This is a genomic window from Ramlibacter aquaticus (assembly GCF_015159745.1).
Classification (GTDB): Bacteria; Pseudomonadota; Gammaproteobacteria; order Burkholderiales; family Burkholderiaceae_C; genus Ramlibacter; species Ramlibacter aquaticus.
Map to the genome: position 1 here is coordinate 35445 of NZ_JADDOJ010000020.1, position 15985 is coordinate 51429.

Here is a 15985-nt window from a genome sequence, read left to right on the forward strand (position 1 = left end):
TCGCTGGGCCCGCCGCGACGAATAGAATTCCGGGGGGCCGCACTGGCAGCGGCCGCTCCTTCGACGAACATTATCAGCGAGACCTGGAAAGACAGCTTCCATGACCCACGACGAAATCCTGGCGCAATTCGGGCCCCGTGAAGCAATGGAGTACGACGTCGTCGTCGTGGGTGGCGGGCCCGGCGGCCTGTCCACCGCGATCCGGCTCAAGCAGCTCGCCGCAGAGCGGGGCACCGAGGTCTCCGTGGTGGTGCTGGAAAAGGGCTCCGAACCCGGCGCCCACATCCTCTCGGGCGCGGTGATGGACCCGCGGGCCCTGACCGAGCTGATCCCCGACTGGAAGGAAAAAGGCGCGCCGCTGAACCAGCCCGTCACCGACGACGCGATGGTGTTCCTGTCGGAGACCGGCTCCTTCCGCGTGCCGAATCTCTTCCTGCCCGGCTGCTTCCAGAACCACGGCAACTACATCGTCAGCCTGGGCAACGTCACGCGCTGGCTGGCCCAGCAGGCCGAGGCGCTGGGCGTGGAGATCTTCCCCGGCTTCCCCGCCGCCGAGGTGCTCTACGACGACAAGGGCGCCGTCAAGGGCGTGGCCACGGGCAACATGGGCGTGGGCAAGGACGGCGAGCCGACCGAGAACTTCCAGCTCGGCATGGAGCTGCACGCCAAGTACACGGTCTTCGCCGAAGGCGCGCGCGGCCACCTGGGCCGCCAGCTGATCTCGCGCTTCAAGCTCGACGAGGGGCGCGATCCGCAGACCTACGGCATCGGCATCAAGGAGCTGTGGGAGGTCGACCCCAAGCGCCACCAGCCCGGCCTGGTGCTGCACACCGCCGGCTGGCCCATGGACGAGCAGACCTACGGCGGCGCCTTCCTCTACCACCTGGAGAACAACCAGGTGGCGCTGGGTTTCATCACCGGCCTGGACTACCAGAACCCCTACCTCAGCCCCTTCGAGGAATTCCAGCGCTGGAAGACCCACCGCAACATCCGCTGGTACCTGGAGGGCGACGAGAAGGAAGGCGTCCAGCCGGGCAAGCGCGTCTCCTACGGCGCGCGGGCGATCACGGCGGGCGGCCTCATGAGCCTGCCCAAGACGGTGTTCCCGGGCGGCGCGCTGGTGGGCTGCGACGCCGGCTACCTGAACGTGAGCCGCATCAAGGGCAGCCACGCCGCCATCAAGACCGGCATGCTCTGCGCCGACGCGCTCTACGACGCGCTGCAGGCTGGCCGCGCCGGCGACCTGCTGGAGGCCTACCCCGAGGCATTCCAGCGCAGCTGGCTGTTCGACGAGCTGAACAAGGCGCGCAACTTCAAGGCCTGGTTCAAGAAGGGCCTGTGGACGGCCACGCTGATGAATGGCATCGAGCAGAAGCTGCTGGGCGGCCACGTGCCCTGGACCCTGCACCGCGACAAGCCCGACCATGCGGCGCTCAAGCCCAAGACGGCCTTCAAGCCCATCGCCTACCCCAAGCCGGACGGCAAGCTCACCTTCGACCGTCTCTCCTCGGTGTTCATCTCCAACACCAACCATGCCGAGGACCAGCCCGCGCACCTGACGCTCAAGGACCCCACGGTGCCGGTGCGCATCAACCTGCCCGAGTACGCGGGCCCCGAGCAGCGCTACTGCCCGGCCGGCGTGTACGAGTTCGTGGAGGGCGAGGCCGGGCCGCGGCTGCAGATCAACGCGCAGAACTGCGTGCACTGCAAGACCTGCGACATCAAGGACCCGACGCAGAACATCGTGTGGGTCACGCCCGAGGGCGGCGGCGGCCCGAATTATGTGAATATGTGAGGGCGATGGGGCCCGGAACCCCATCAGTCCGGCAACACATCGTCCATGAACAAGGGCCCCTCGGGGCCCTTGTGGCCATAGCCGGAGGACGTGACTCGACGAGGGCGCCGCGGAACCGGCTTTGCCGGGCCGCGGGTGCCGCCCCCTCGGGGGGCTGAGTCACCGCGGCTCCGGACCTGCCTGCGCAGGTCTGGACGGTGACGAAGAGTCGGAGGCTCTGCCGCAGACTCCACGCCGAAGGCGCTTCGGGGGGGTTCTTCAGCGCAGGGCCGCTGCCTGCAGGTAGGCCAGCACGATGGAGGCCACCTGCAGCATGACGAAGAAGGCCAGCGGCGAGAGGTCGATGCCGCCCACCAGCGGGATGATGCGGCGCCAGGGCCGCAGCAGGGGCGCGCACAGCCGGTCGATGACGTCGGCCATGGGCGAGTCGGAGCCCACCCAGGACAGCACCGCATAGACCACCATGAGGCCGGTCAGGCCGGAGATCACCAGCCGCGCCAGGCCGAACAGCGCCAGCAGCGGCAGCATCTCCAGGCCGCTGCCGCGCCCGGCCAGCAGCCAGAGCAGGCCGAACTGCGCCAGTTCCACCAGGAAGGCGCCGACCAGGCTGGCGCTGTCCAGCTTGCCGATGGCGGGCAGCACGCGCCGCAGCGGCAGCACCAGCCAGTCCGAGAGCGCGAACACCAGCCGCCCCACGGGGTTGCCGAAGCCGGTGCGCTGGTATTGCATGTACAGGCGCAGCAGGCAGGCACCGCCGAGCAGGCCGGCGGCGACGTCGAGCAGGAATGAAACGATTTGGTAAGCCATGCTGTGCGGGAATGCGGGTCGTGGGATGATAGCGGCAGGCATCGGCCTCCTCATGAGCAGCAGCGCCCTCACCCTCCAATCCCTTCCGCTGTTCCCGCTGGGAACGGTCCTGTTCCCCGACGGGGTGCTGCCACTGCGCATCTTCGAGGTGCGCTACCTGGACATGATCGGCAAGTGCCGGCGTGCCGGCGCACCCTTCGGCGTGGTGTCGCTCACGCAGGGCCACGAGGTGCGGCTGCCCGGCGCCGGCGGCGAGGCCTTCGCCAACGTGGGCACCCTGGCCACCATCACCGACTTCGACGCCTCGCACCCCGGCCTCATGACCCTGCGCGCCAGCGGCGCGCAGCGCTTCCGCATCACCTCGCGCGAACAGCTGCGGCACGGGCTGTGGGTCGCCGACGTGGAGCAGATCCCCGGCGACAAGGCCGTGCCCATCCCGGAAGACCTGCAGATCACGGCCACCGCCCTGGCGCAGCTGATCCACGCGCTGGAGCAGAAGGGCACGCCGGACGCCGAGCTGCCGGTGCAGAAGCCCTGGCACATGGACGATTGCGGCTGGGTGGCGAACCGCTGGTGCGAGCTGCTGCCGCTGTCGGTGACGGTGAAGCAGCGCCTGCTGGAGCTGGACAACCCGCTGCTGCGGCTGGAACTGGTGAGCGACGTGCTGGCCAAGACCGGCATCGCGCAGTAGCCCTGGCCGCGCTGCCCGCCCTGCCCGCGCGGCGCTCAGCCTGCGCGCGGCGCGTACTCCGGCACGCGTGATTTCAGCCAGTCCCTGAGCACCTGGGCCGCCGGCGCGGGTCCCGCCGATTCAATCCAGCCCGCGATCTCGGCCAGCCCCCCACCCGCAGCCGCCACCTTGGCCACGCGCAGCTTGGGATGCGGCGTGAGCTCGGTGGCCTCGTCGTCGGCCAGCAATTCCTCGTAGAGCTTCTCGCCCGGGCGCAGGCCGGTGAAGTGGATGGGGATCTCCTGCTCGGTCTTGCCCGACAGGCGGATCAGCATGCGCGCCAGCTCCACGATCTTCACCGGCTCGCCCATGTCCAGCACGAAGATCTGGCCCGAGCGGCCCATGAGGCCGGCCTGCAGCACCAGCTGCGCGGCCTCCGGGATGGTCATGAAGTAGCGCACGATGTCCGGGTGCGTGACGGTGACCGGGCCGCCGCGCTCGATCTGCTTCGTGAACAGCGGCACCACCGAGCCGCTGGAGCCCAGCACGTTGCCGAAGCGCACCGAGACGTACTGCGTGCCCGCATGCTCGGCCGCCGCCTGCTGCACCACCATCTCGGCCAGGCGCTTGCTCGCGCCCATCACGTTGGTCGGGTTCACCGCCTTGTCGGTGGAGATCAGCACGAAGCGCCTCGCCCCGCACTCGCCGGCCACGCGCGCGGCGTTGAGCGTGCCCAGCACGTTGGTGCGCAGGGCCTCGATCTCGTTGAGCTCCTCCATCAGCGGCACGTGCTTGTAGGCGGCGGCGTGCAGCACCACCGCCGGCCGGTGCAGGCTGGCGATGGCGCGCAACCGGTCGGCCTCGCGCACGTTGGCCGTGTAGTAGGCGGCCTGCATCTGCGGATGCGCCTGGCGCAGTTCCTGTTCGAGCTGGTAGACCGCGTACTCGGAGACGTCCACGCACACCAGCCGCTGCACGCCGAAGCGCGCCACCTGCCGACACAGCTCCGAGCCTATGGAGCCGCCCGCGCCCGTCACCAGGACCACCTGGCCGGCGAAGAGCTCCGACAGCCCCGCCACGTCCAGCTGCACCGGGTCGCGGCCCAGCAGGTCCTCCAGCTCGATGCGGCGCGGGCCGGCCGCGCCGGGCTGCAGCCACTCGTCGGGCCGGGGCATGGCCAGCAGCGCGATGCCGGAGCCGGCTGAGCCCATCAGGGCCTCGCGCCGCTCGGGCGAGCCGGGCGGGCTGGCCACCAGGGCGGCCTGGGCGCCGGTCTCCTCGCACAGGCGGGCGATGTCGGCCACGCCGCCCAGCACGCGCACGGCCTGCAGCGCACGGCCCTGCTCGGCGGCCAGCGGCGACGCGATGCCCACCGGCTGCCATTGCGCCGAGCCCTTGAGCGCACGCAGCGCGTCCGAGGCGTCGGCCAGCGAGCCCACGATCAGCAGCGGCCGGCCGCCGCCCACGATGCGCCGGCGCTCGGTGAGCGTGCGCCAGGCCGCGCGCGCCCCGCCCAGCAGCACCAGCGCGAGCAGCGGCTGCAGCAGCAGCACCGAGCGCGGGAAGAAGGGGATTCGCAGCATCAGCACCAGCGCGGCCGTGAAGGCACCGCCCAGGGCGATGCCGATGGCCAGCTCGCGCAGCTCCGACAGGCCGATGTAGCTCCAGACATGGCGGTACACCCGGGCCGCGACCAGGCCCACGGCGTAGCCGGCCAGCGCCCAGGGCAGCGCCGACCAGGCCATGGCGACGAACTCGTCGGGCACGTCCAGGTTGAAGCGCAGCCAGAAGGCGAGCGCCTCCGCCACGGCGACCAGCGCCAAGTCCACCGCCAGCAGCGGCAGGGTGTGGCGCGACAGCCTCACGCCGCCTCCGGCCGGGCCAGGGCGCGCCGCATCTCGTCGATCACGCGGGCCTGCTGCGATTCGCTCATGTTCGAGCCCGAGGGCAGGCACACGCCCGCCTCGAACAGGCCGCGGCTCACGTCGCCGCCCTGGTGGCCGAAGTACGGCGCACCGGCGAACAGCGGCTGCAGGTGCATGGGCTTCCAGACCGGGCGCGCCTCGATGGAGTGGCGCTCCAGGCTGCGCAGCAGTGCGTCGCGCCGGGCCTCGCCGCCGGCCAGGGTGAAGCAGCTGAGCCAGCGCGTGGAGTGGAAGCCCTGGGGCTCGGGCATCCAGGCGATGCCGCCCGCCGTGCCCAGCTCGCGCACATAGGTGTCGTACACCGCGCGGCGCTGCGCGACGCGCTGCGGCAGCACGCGCAGCTGGCCGCGGCCTATGCCCGCCAGCACGTTGCTCATGCGGTAGTTGAAGCCCACCTCCACGTGCTCGTAATGGGCCGCCGGCTCGCGCGCCTGGGTGGAGAGCTTGCGCGCCCGCGCCACCAGGTCGGCGTCGTCGGCCACCAGCATGCCGCCGCCCGAGGTGGTGATGATCTTGTTGCCGTTGAAGGAGAAGATGGCCACGCGCCCGAAGCTGCCGCTGGGCCGGCCTTTGTAGCTGGCGCCCAGCGATTCGGCGGCGTCTTCCAGGATGGGCACGCCGTAGCGCTCGCAGACGGGGCGCAGCGCGTCCATGTCGGCGCTCTGGCCGTACAGGTTGACCAGCACCATGCAGCGCGGCATGCGGTTCTCGCGCTTCGCCCAGGCGAAGGCCTCCTCCAGCGCCTGCGGCGACATGTTCCAGGTGCCCGGCTCGGAGTCGATGAAGACGGGCCGCGCGCCGCAGTAGAGGATGGGGTTGCAGCTGCCCACGAAGGTGAGCGAGGAGCAGAACACCGTGTCGCCCGGCTTCACGCCCAGCAGCAGCAGGCCCAGGTGGATGGCCGCCGTGCCGGAGCTGAGCGCGGCCGCATGGCCCACGCCCGTCATGGCCGCCAGCTCGCGCTCGAAGCCGTCCACGTGCGGGCCCAGGGGGGCGATCCAGTTGGTGCGGAAGGCCTCCTCGACGAAGGCGCTCTCCTCCTCGCCCAGGTGCGGCGAGGACAGCCAGATGCGTTGCGAGAGCTCGCGGCTGGTGACCAGGTCGCGCGGGCGTCCGGCCTCGTCCACCACCGGGACGTGCGCGATGCCGTGCTCGGCCAGCAGGCCCTGCAGCTGCGACAGCGGCGCCGACTCGCGCGCCACGATGGGCGCGCGGCCGGGCAGCTCGCCCAGCGTGCGTGATTCAGGGCTGTGGGCCAGCATGGCGCGGCGCAGGTCGCCGTCGGTCACGGTGCGCACCAGGCGGCCGTCCGCGTCCACGGCCAGCAGCACGCCCTGGGCGCATTGGTCCATGCGCGCGGCGGCGTCCAGCCAGCTCATGGACAGGGGCACCAGCAGTTGGGCGAAGGCGTCTTCGGTCATGGCTCAGTAGGTGTTGATCTTGTCCAGCAGGTCGGGCGCGATGGGCAGCGTGGCCAGCAGCTCGGCGATGCGCGCGCCGGCGTGGCCGTCGCCATAGCGGTTGCCAGGCGGGTAGCGGCCATGGGCCAGCGCCTGGCGTAGCGCCGTGGCGATGGCCTCGCGTTGCGGCGCGCAGTCCAGGGTGTTCGCGTTACGCTCGCGCGCGCGCTGCCGGTTGCCCACGTTGACCACAGGCGTCCCCACCGACGCGGTCTCGATGATGCCCGCGGAGGAGTTGCCCACCAGCGCCTCGGCCTGCGCCAGGGCGGCGATGAACTGCGGGCGCGGCAGGTGGGTGATGCGGTGCAGGCGCTCCCCGCCCCGGGCCGCGAGCGCGTCCAGGATGGCGCCCGAGCCGGCGTCGGCGTTGGGCGCCAGCCAGACCACCTGCGTGTTCGAGGCGGCCAGCTCGTCCTCCAGCGCGGCGGCCAGCGCCTCGGTCTGGCGGCCGGCATCGCCCATCTCCTGCACCACGGGGTGGAACAGCACCAGCACGTAGCGCGCGTCCGGCGCGAGGCCCAGGCCCTGCAGCACCTGCGCGCGCGGCGCGGCGGCGTGCTGCGCGACGTCGTCCAGGCTGGGCGCGCCCGTCACCCACACGCAGTCGGCACGCTCGCCCAGGCGGACGACGCGCTCGCGCGCCTCCTCGGTGGCGACGAAGTGCCAGTGGCTGAGCTTGGTGATCGCATGGCGCACCGGCTCGTCCACCGTGCCGGAGCGTTCCCCGCCGTGCAGGTGCACGGTGGGGATGCCCAGGTGCAGCGCGGCGATCGCGCCGGCCAGCATCTCGCCCCGGTCGCCGATCAAGAGGACCAGGTCGGGCCGCTCCCGCTCCAGCGCGCCGGTCAGGCCGATCACGGCCTCGCCGATGGCGCGCGACATGGCGGCGCCGCTGCGGCCCTGCACGTCGGTGGGGATGCGGGCGGCGATGGGCAGGCCGGTGGCCTCGATGTCGCGCACCGTGAGGCCGTACTCGGGCGCCAGGTGCATGCCGGTCACGGCCAGCGAGAGCGCGAGCTGCGGGTGGGCGTGGATGCGCGCCAGCGTGGAGGCCATCAGGCCGAAGTCGGCCCGGGTGCCGGTGACGTAGAGGACCTTGCGCATGGTATGCGTCACTGTCCCGCGAGCTGCGCCCACTGCAGCGTGGTGTGGGCCGGCAGGTCCTGCGCCAGGGCGCGGCCCACCACGAGCGCCATCTGGTCGGGCGGGATGCCGGTGCCCGGGCGTCGCAGGGCCAGGTCGCCGGCGGCCAGCACATGGCCGCGCGGCAGCGCGCGCGTGGTGACCACGCTGCGGCGGGCCACGTCGCGCGTGTTGGCCTCCACCGGCTGCGGGCGCTTCACGCCGTCGCCCAGCATGGCCTGCACGGTGCGGATCGCGCGCACCATGGCGACCATCTCCTGGGGGTCGGCCGAGGCGAGATGGTCGGGGCCGGGCAGCGCATGGTCCAGCGTGAGGTGCTTCTCGATCACCGTCGCGCCCAGGGCCACCGCGGCCAGCGCGGCCTCCAGGCCCTGGCTGTGGTCGGAGTAGCCGACCGGCAGGCCGAAGGCGTCGGCGATGCTGCGGATCGCGCGCAGGTTGAGCGCATCGGCCGGCGCCGGGTAGGCCGAGGTGCAGTGCATCAGCACCAGGTTGTCAGGCGCCACGGGGGGCAGGCCGGCGGCTTCGCGCGCCTGCGCGATCCAGTGCACGGCGGTCCGCATCTCCTCCAGCGTGGCCATGCCCGAGGACATGAGCAGCGGCAGGCCGGTGGCGGCGGCGTGCTGCAGCAGCGGCTTGTTGGTGATCTCGCCCGAGGGGATCTTCATGCGCTTCACGCCCAGCCGCACCAGCAGGTCGACCGCCTCGAGCGAGAAGGGCGTGGAGAAGAACTCGATGCCCAGCGCCGCCGCATGGGCGGCGATGCGGGCGTGCTCGGCCTCGTCCAGTTCCAGCTTGCGGATCATGTCGAACTGGTTGGTCTCGCCGGTGTTGCTGCGCTGGTAGTCGGCGGTGACGGCATCGGGCGTGACCACGTCCTCGGCGCGGAAGGTCTGGAACTTCACCGCGTCGGCGCCGGCCGCGTGCGCGGCCTCCACCAGCTTCAGCGCCATCTCCAGGCTGCCGTTGTGGTTCACGCCGGCCTCGGCGATCACGAACACGGGTTGGGTCGTCGTCATGACAGGGGTTCCTTGCGCCGGCTGGCCAGCCATTGCGCGAATTCGAAGTCGAACAGGTCGTCGATGTCCACCGAGCGCTCGCGCGGCATCGCGCAGGGCTGGATGCGCACCGTCCAGAAGCCGTCCCGCGCGGCCCGCGCCAGCGCCGCGCGCCGCCACACATAGACGGAGCCGTTCAGGCCCCAGACCGCGGGCACGTCCTGGCGCCGCACCGCGGCGTTGGGCTTGGAGAGGGCGACGCAGCCGTCGGCCTGCACCTCGACCAGCGTGTAGTACGGATTGTGCGAGGGTTCGGTCACCGTGGTCACCAGGTCGGCATCGCCGGCCCGGGCCTGGGCCAGCGCGGCCTCGATGTCGGCGGGAGTGCGCAGGGGCGAGGTCGGCTGCAGGTCGACCACGAAGTCGATCGCCTCGCCCTGCCCCTCCAGGTGCGCCACCAGGTGCTCGATGGCGGGGATCTTGGGGGCCTGGTCGGTCGCGAGCTCGGCCGGGCGGCGGTAGGGCACGGTGGCGCCATGCTCGCGCGCGATGCGCGCGATCTCCTCGTCGTCGGTGGAGACGTAGACGCCGTCTATGCCCGGGCAGGCGAGCGCCTGCGCGATGGAATGCGCGATCAGGGGCTTGCCGGCGAAGGGCCGGACGTTCTTGCCCGGCAGGCCCTTGCTGCCGCCGCGGGCGAGGATGGTGGCGATGGTTCGGCTCATGCGGTGTCCAGATCGTGGGGGGCCGGTCGCGCTCAGACCTTGCGGTGGAAGATGGGACGCTGCGGATGCGCCGCATGCTGGGCCGCGAACAGCGCCTTCACCTCGTCGTAGCCCGCCGGGTCCAGCACCCGCGACCCGGTGCGGTAGGGCAGGCGCAGCGGGGAAAAGCCCCCCTTGAAGAACAGCAGCGGATTGTCGGGCTTCGCGTCGGTGCCGCCGCCCAGGTAGAGCTGCCGCAGCCCGGCGTCGCGGGCGGCCTCGGCGGCGCCGTGCAGCAGCGCGCTGGACGCGCCCAGCCGCCGGCCCTCGGGCACGGTGGCGGCCAGGTGGTACTCGCGCACGCCGGGCCCGTCCAGCAGCAGGGCCGCGGCCAGCCAGGCTCCGTCGGCCGTCACCAGCGCGAGGCGGGCGCCCGGGCAACGGCCCATGGCCTCGAAGTAGGCGTCGTCGAAGACGTAGAACGCATCGGCGCCCATGGCCTGCATGGCCGCGCGGTGGTAGGCGCCGAAGGCGCGGGCCTGGGGCGCGAAAGGCTGTTCGCCGTAGTGCAGGCCGGCGCGGGCCGACTTGCGCAGCACCTGCTGCAGGCGCAGGGGGTAGGCCGCGGCGAAATCGGTGGTCAGGTCCACGCTCACGACCTCGCGGTTGGGCAGCACCTGGCCCGGGTAGCCGGCTTCGTTGGCCAGCAGGGGGTGGAAGCGCAGGTATTCCACGACCACGCGCTCCTCGCCGCGCAGGTGCTCGTGGCAGGCCTGCCACGCGGCGACGAGAAAGCCCGCGTCCCGGCTGTTGGCGACCGGGCCGCCGTAGCCGTAGGGCGAGCTGGCGTCACGCCATCGGCTGCCGGGGATATCCGTCAGGTGCAGGCCGTGCAACCAGCGGCGCTCGCCCTCCTCCACCGCCACGAAGCGGGGCGAGAGCGCGGCGTCGCGCAGGGCGTCGCCCGCCAGGTAGCAGGGCGACAGCGTGCCGGGCAGGCGTTCGCAGCCCAGGGCCTGCTGGAAGGCCTGGGCCTCGGGCAGCGAGAGCGAGCGCAGCCTCATGGCCGCGACCTTTCCGCCAGCGACTGCAACACCGCCACCACGCGCGCCGCGGCGTCCTGGGATGCGGCCGGACCGGGGAGAGCAGCCGGCGGATCAGCCAGCCCATCGGGCGCCGGCCGCAATCTCACCGCGCCAGGGCGGTACAGGGCGGGGATGTCTTCGAGCCGGGCTTCGCGACGGGCGATGCCCAGGCGCAGGTAGGGGCTGAGCGCGTCCAGGATGGAGCCGCGCAGCTGGGTGACGGGCTTGCCCGCGAGGCTGGCTTCGACGCCGACGGTGGAGACGGTGACCAGGACCTCGTCGCTCGCATGGATGCACGCGTGCAGGGGCATGTCGCGCCCGGCGACGCGGATGCGTGGATGCGCCAGCGCGGCGATCGCATCGGCCGGGCCCTCGCTGGGATGGCGACGTACCCACAGCGCGAGCTGCGGATCGGCCTGCACCGCGGCCACCAGCGCGGCCTCCAGGCGGCGTGGGAAGGCCGGGTCGCCCTGCCCCGCCATGCCCGGCGATTCGGCCGGCTCGGGCGAGGAGGCATAGAGCAGCACGTGCAGGCCGTCCCAGCCGGCCTCGTGGCGCAGGCGCGCGCCCTGCTCCCGCATCTCGGGGGCGTGCACCGAATCGAAGGCCGGGTTGCCGGTGACGCGCACCTGCGTCGGGTCGCGCCCGGCCGCCACGAGGCTGGCCCTCACCCCCTCGTTCAGCACCAGGATGGCATCGGCGAAATCCGGGCGCGCCAACCGCTCGCGCTCGAAGATGCCCAGCAGGTCGACCAGGCAGGCCGAGGGGATGCCGCGGCTGCGCGCGACCTCGATCGCGGCCTGCTCGGCCCGCGGCGAATTGGTGGCCACCACCAGCGAAGGCCGCGCACGGTCCACGGCGCGGCCCAGGGGGCCCAACGGCAGGAAGGCCTGGCGGCCGAACCGGGCGTACTGCGCGGCGGCCTCGGCCTCGCCCAGGCGGGCGGCCAGGTCCGCGTAGGACAGGCCCAGGTAGGCCACCGATTCCTCCAGCGCCGCCGCCTGCACCTGCAGCCCGGCGGCCAGTTCGCGGCCCCGGGCCAGCGCGGCCTCGTCGCCCGGCTGCACCAGGTCGGCGAACCCCAGCGCCTCCAGCCCGGCGGCGCGCACCGGCGCCGCGGCAGTGGTCAGCGCCAGGCACACCGGGCGCGCGATGCCCTGCGCGCGCACCTGCTGCGCCACGGGCAGCAGCGCCTGCACATGCCCCCCGCCATAGCAGACGAAGAGCCAGGTCGGCAGGGGCTGCGGGCTCACGAGGTGCACGCCCCCTGGTGCCACAGCGCGAGGGCGACCAGCGCGCGCAGCTCGCGCGTGAAGTTGGCGCGGCCGTCGCGGTGCGCGTCCAGCATGTCCACCAGCGGTTCGCGGCGGAACAGGCGGCCCAGGATGGGGCTGTCCAGCAGCTGCCCGCGCAGCCAGTCGTGGCTCTCGCGCCGGAACCATTCGCCCACCGGCACGGTGAACATCTGCTTCTTGCGGTAGGCCAGGTCCTCACCGATCAGCGGCACCACGGCCCGCTTGTACCAGTGCTTCTTGTCGCCCCCGTGCAGCTTGGTCGCGCCCGGGGACCGGAAGGCGAACTCCATCATCCGCCAGTCCAGGAAGGGGGTGCGCGCCTCGATGGACACGGCCATGCCCATGCGGTCGGGCTTGACCAGGTTGTTGCCCGAGAGCAGCAGCTGCATGTCCAGGTAAAGCGCCTGGTTGAGGCGGTCGAAGTGCGCAGCCTCCTCGAACCAGGGCTTGGCGGCGGCCTCGAAGCTGTCGATGCCGCCCACCTGCGCCGCCACCTCGGGCCGGTACAGCGCAGCCCGCGCGGCAGGCTGGAAGAGCGAGATGGAATCGAAGTAAGTGCGGCGGAACTCGGCCTCCCCCAGTGCGGCCGCGCCCGGCCGGTCGAAGAAGTGCTCGTACTTCTCGTAGCCCGCGAACAGCTCGTCGCCGCCGTCGCCCGTGAGCACCACCTTGACGTGCCGGGCCGCCAGTTCGCTCACGCGCAGCGTGGGCATGAAGGAGGCGTCGCCGTGCGGCTGGTCCAGGTGCCAGAGCACATGCGGCCAGCGGTCCAGCATGTTGAGCTCGGCCACCTCGCGGGTGTGCTCGCAGCCGAAGCGGCGCGCGGCCTCGGCGGCGAAGGCCGACTCGTCGAAGCGCGGGTCCGCGAAGCCGATGCAGAAGGTCTTGACCGGCTGCTGCACGTGGCGCGCCATCAGCCCGACGATGGTGCTGGAATCGACGCCGCCCGACAGGAAGGCGCCCCAGGGCACGTCGGCGCGCAGGCGGATGCGGGTGGCGTCGTCCAGCAGCGCCATGAACTCCTCGGCCCAGGGCTCGAAGGCCGAGGCGCGCTCGCGCTGGTCGGCCAGGGACCACCAGCGCTGCGTCTGGCTGCCGCCGCGGGTGATGCGCACCCAGGTGCCCGGCATCACGTGGCGTATGCCCTGCCACACCGTCCAGGGCGCGGGGATGTAGTTGAAGGCCAGGTAGTGGTGGATGGCCTCGAGGTCGATGCGCTCGTCGCACCCGCGGCCCGTCCAGCCCGGCAGCGCCTTCAGCTCGGAGGCGAAGGCCACGCGCCGGCCGTCGTCGTACAGGTACAGCGGCTTCACGCCGATGCGGTCGCGCGCCAGGTAGAGCGCATCCTCGCGCGCGTCGTCGATCGCGATCGCGAACATGCCGTTCAGGCGCGACAGGCAGGCGATGCCCTCGCGCTCGTACAGGCGCAGGATCACCTCGGTGTCGGACTGCGTGTCCAGCCGCACGCCCTGGGCACGCAGCTCGGCCGCCAGCTCCACGTAGTTGAAGATCTCGCCGTTCTGGACCACGGTGATGCGGCCGTCGTCCGAGCGCATGGGCTGGTGCCCGCCGCCGATGTCGATGATGGACAGGCGGCGGTTGCCGATGGCCACGCTGCGCGCCGCGTCGTGGTGGATGCCCTCGTCGTCCGGCCCGCGGTGGGCCAGGTGCCTCGCCATCCACGAGAGATCCGCCGCGTACAGCGGGGCGAGCGAGCGGTCACGCAGGCCGAAGATGCCGCACATGTCAGAAAGCTCCCGGCCCGTGCAGGCGGCGCACGGTCCACAGCATGATTTTCAGGTCCAGCCAGACGCTGTGCTCGCGCGCATAGCGCAGGTCCAGCGCGAGCCGCTGCTCGGGCGTGGCCTGCGAGCGCAGCAGCGCCTGCGCCAGCCCGGTGATGCCGGGGCGCACGCTGCAACGCTCGGCCCAGGCGGCGTCGGTGTAGTCCGCGCGCATGGCGGGCACGTCGGGGCGCGGGCCCACCAGGCTCATGTCGCCGCGCAGCACGTTGAGCAGCTGCGGCAGCTCGTCGATGCTGGTGCGGCGCAGGAAGGCGCCCACGCGGGTGATGCGCGGGTCCGTGGCGCTGGTCCAGTGGGGGCCGCGCGAGGCGGCGTCCCGGACCATGCTGCGGAACTTCAGGATCTCGAAGGGCTGGCCGCGCAGGCCCAGCCGCTGCTGGCGGAACAGCACCGGGCGGCCGCTCTCCAGGGCGATGGCCAGCGCCGCCCCCAGCATCAGCGGCGAGAGCAGCACCAGGGCCAGCGCGGCCCCCAGGACGTCCAGCAGGCGTTTCATGCGGTGCCGGCCGCGATCGCCGCGATGCGGCCCTGGATGCGCACCCGGTCGGCCTCGACCTGCGCCGGGCTGCGCGCGGCCAGCTCGCGCTCGGCCTGCCGCAGGCGCTGCACCTCGTCCTCGAAGGCCACCGTCGAATCGCTGCGGTGGAAGGTGCGCGAGAGGATCACCGCCTGCGAGCCCAGGCGCAGGTGCTCGGCCAGCACGTCGCGGCCGGGCAGCAGGCCCTCATCCAGCCGGGCGATGCCGCCGAAGCCGAAGCGCAGGCCGCGGGCACTGCAGGCCGCGGCGACCGGCTCCAGCATGCCTTCGCCCAGCGCCTGGAACATGAAGCGCTGGCCCAGGGACAGGTGCAGGTCGTTCAGGCCCACGTACACCTCGGCCAGGCCGGGCGTGCCCACCCACTCGTGCAGCGACTGCAGTGCGCCGGCGGTTTCCAGGAGCGGCGTGACGGGCACCCGCCCGGCGACGATGGCGCAGAACTCGCGCACCTCGGCGGCCCGGGTGAACATGGGCAGCATCAGCAGCTGGGCGCCGGCGGCGATGACGGTGTCGACCTCGGCCGCGCTGCCGGGGTGCAGGGGGTTCACGCGCACCATCAGCCGGGCGTGTGTGAGCGCCGCGCGCACGCGCGCCACGTCCTCGACCTGGTGTTCGCTGATGAAGGTGTTGCGGCCGGCCTGGCGCTGGGCCTTGCCCAGGCGCTCCAGGTCCACCCAGAGCCGGAAGCCGGCCAGTGCGTCGCAGCGGCGCGCGAACGCGGGATCGTTGGTGACCTGGATCAATTCGAGCATGGGGAACCCTCGATTATCGCGCGAGGGCGCTGCGCAGCGCCGGGCTGGCGAGCACGCTCGCCAGGACCACCGCCCCGGCCGCCAGCAGCGCCAGCGCGAGGCTGGCGGCCACGCCCAGGCCGGCCAGCGGCACGGCGCCGGCCCAGGCCGCGCCGGCCACCGCCAGCAGCGCGGCCAGGCCCACGGCCATGCCGCGCCAGGGCAGCCAGGCCCGGGCGCCCGCGCCCAGCGCCGCCAGCAGCACGCCGGCCACCCCGGCCAGCAGCAGGTCGATCAGCAGCATCAGGGCGCCCCCGTCCGCGAGGCCGGCGGCCCCCGCGGCGAGCAGCACCGCCAGGGCGACCGCATAGGCCAGCACCACCGGCCGCAGGCGGGCCCGGGCGGCGAGCACCGTGAGCGCCACCGCAGCCACCGCTTGCGGCAGCAGGCCCCAGGCCGCCAGACGGCCCCAGGCGGCCAGGGTGGCCAGCGCCGCCGCGTCCATGCGACCCCAGCCGAACAGCAGGCGGGCCACCGCGGGCGCGCCCACCAGCAGCCCGGCCGCGGCGGCGCAGGCCAGCGCCCAGGCCAGGGCCAGGGCCTGGCGCAGCGCGTGCCCGGTGGCCGCGTCGTCGCCCGCCGCGACGGCGCGCGCCACGTGGGGGAATGCGATGGTGCCCACCAGCTGGATCGCCAGGACCAGGGGCAGCTCGACCAGCTTCCAGGCGTAGTTGAAGACGGCCAGCGCGCCCTCCCCGCCCTGCGAAGCGACGGAGCGGGCGACGAAGGGCAAGGCCAGCGGCAGCCCCGCCGCGAGGCCGGCGAGCAGCCAGCGGCCCGCCCCGGGGAGCGCGGGCGCCTTCCCGCTGGCCGGCGCACCCGGGCCCGCGGCGTGGCCCGCAGCGGCCTCGCTGGGCGCCGAGCCGGCGTCCCGGGCGTGGCCAGCCGCCGCTGCGGGCGGGCCATCGCCGGCATAGTGCGCGGCGGATGCGCCCGGGCGCCCCGCCGCGCACTATGCCGGCGATGGCC

14 protein-coding genes are annotated in these 15985 nt (G+C 73.0%); 2 read left to right on the plus strand and 12 right to left on the minus strand.

Annotated elements, in window-relative coordinates:
* Positions 1 to 100 precede the first annotated feature (100 nt).
* Positions 101 to 1795, plus strand: a complete 1695-nt coding sequence (locus IM725_RS07125) for an electron transfer flavoprotein-ubiquinone oxidoreductase (RefSeq protein WP_193779883.1) — start codon at positions 101 to 103, stop codon at positions 1793 to 1795.
* Between the two features lie 258 nt (positions 1796 to 2053).
* Here the strand turns inward: IM725_RS07125 and IM725_RS07130 are convergent, their stop codons facing one another.
* Positions 2054 to 2602: a YggT family protein gene (locus IM725_RS07130; RefSeq protein ID WP_193779884.1), complete on the minus strand. Its 549-nt coding sequence runs from the start codon at positions 2600 to 2602 to the stop codon at positions 2054 to 2056.
* 52 nt (positions 2603 to 2654) lie between these two features.
* Between IM725_RS07130 and IM725_RS07135 the strand changes: the two genes are divergently transcribed.
* The gene (locus IM725_RS07135; protein ID WP_193779885.1) at positions 2655 to 3293 is read left to right on the plus strand and encodes an LON peptidase substrate-binding domain-containing protein; all 639 of its coding nucleotides are present in this window, start codon (positions 2655 to 2657) and stop codon (positions 3291 to 3293) included.
* Positions 3294 to 3328: 35 nt separating this feature from the next.
* Here IM725_RS07135 and IM725_RS07140 read toward each other — a convergent pair whose 3' ends face one another.
* Genes IM725_RS07140 through IM725_RS07190 form a run of 11 tightly spaced genes read right to left on the minus strand, consistent with a single transcriptional unit; the run spans position 3329 to position 15749 of the window.
* Positions 3329 to 5137 (minus strand): polysaccharide biosynthesis protein, encoded by a 1809-nt coding sequence (locus IM725_RS07140; RefSeq protein WP_287067736.1) that lies wholly within the window; start codon positions 5135 to 5137, stop codon positions 3329 to 3331.
* Entirely contained in the window at positions 5134 to 6618 is a 1485-nt protein-coding gene (locus IM725_RS07145; protein ID WP_193779886.1) for a DegT/DnrJ/EryC1/StrS family aminotransferase, read from the minus strand. The genes IM725_RS07140 and IM725_RS07145 overlap by 4 nt, the downstream gene beginning before the upstream one ends.
* A 3-nt stretch (positions 6619 to 6621) precedes the next feature.
* Complete coding sequence (gene neuC / locus IM725_RS07150; RefSeq protein ID WP_193779887.1) at positions 6622 to 7761, minus strand: UDP-N-acetylglucosamine 2-epimerase; 1140 nt, start codon at positions 7759 to 7761, stop codon at positions 6622 to 6624.
* An 8-nt stretch (positions 7762 to 7769) separates the two neighbouring features.
* Entirely contained in the window at positions 7770 to 8819 is a 1050-nt protein-coding gene (gene neuB, locus IM725_RS07155) for an N-acetylneuraminate synthase (RefSeq protein WP_193779888.1), read from the minus strand.
* Complete coding sequence (locus tag IM725_RS07160) at positions 8816 to 9523, minus strand: acylneuraminate cytidylyltransferase family protein (protein ID WP_193779889.1); 708 nt, start codon at positions 9521 to 9523, stop codon at positions 8816 to 8818. Before IM725_RS07160 ends, neuB begins: the two co-directional genes overlap by 4 nt.
* 32 nt (positions 9524 to 9555) lie before the next feature.
* Positions 9556 to 10566 carry a GNAT family N-acetyltransferase gene (locus IM725_RS07165; protein ID WP_193779890.1) on the minus strand — a complete coding sequence of 337 codons (1011 nt, stop codon included), beginning with the start codon at positions 10564 to 10566 and terminating at the stop codon, positions 9556 to 9558.
* Positions 10563 to 11840 carry a UDP-glycosyltransferase gene (locus tag IM725_RS07170; protein ID WP_193779891.1) on the minus strand — a complete coding sequence of 426 codons (1278 nt, stop codon included), beginning with the start codon at positions 11838 to 11840 and terminating at the stop codon, positions 10563 to 10565. The genes IM725_RS07165 and IM725_RS07170 overlap by 4 nt, the downstream gene beginning before the upstream one ends.
* Positions 11837 to 13627 carry an asparagine synthase (glutamine-hydrolyzing) gene (asnB, locus tag IM725_RS07175; protein WP_193779892.1) on the minus strand — a complete coding sequence of 597 codons (1791 nt, stop codon included), beginning with the start codon at positions 13625 to 13627 and terminating at the stop codon, positions 11837 to 11839. Before asnB ends, IM725_RS07170 begins: the two co-directional genes overlap by 4 nt.
* A gap of 1 nt (position 13628) precedes the next feature.
* Positions 13629 to 14183 (minus strand): sugar transferase, encoded by a 555-nt coding sequence (locus IM725_RS07180; RefSeq protein WP_193779893.1) that lies wholly within the window; start codon positions 14181 to 14183, stop codon positions 13629 to 13631.
* Complete coding sequence (locus IM725_RS07185) at positions 14180 to 14977, minus strand: aldolase/citrate lyase family protein (protein WP_193779894.1); 798 nt, start codon at positions 14975 to 14977, stop codon at positions 14180 to 14182. Before IM725_RS07185 ends, IM725_RS07180 begins: the two co-directional genes overlap by 4 nt.
* A 13-nt stretch (positions 14978 to 14990) precedes the next feature.
* Positions 14991 to 15749, minus strand: a complete 759-nt coding sequence (locus IM725_RS07190; protein ID WP_193779895.1) for a lipid II flippase MurJ — start codon at positions 15747 to 15749, stop codon at positions 14991 to 14993.
* Positions 15750 to 15985: the final 236 nt, after the last annotated feature.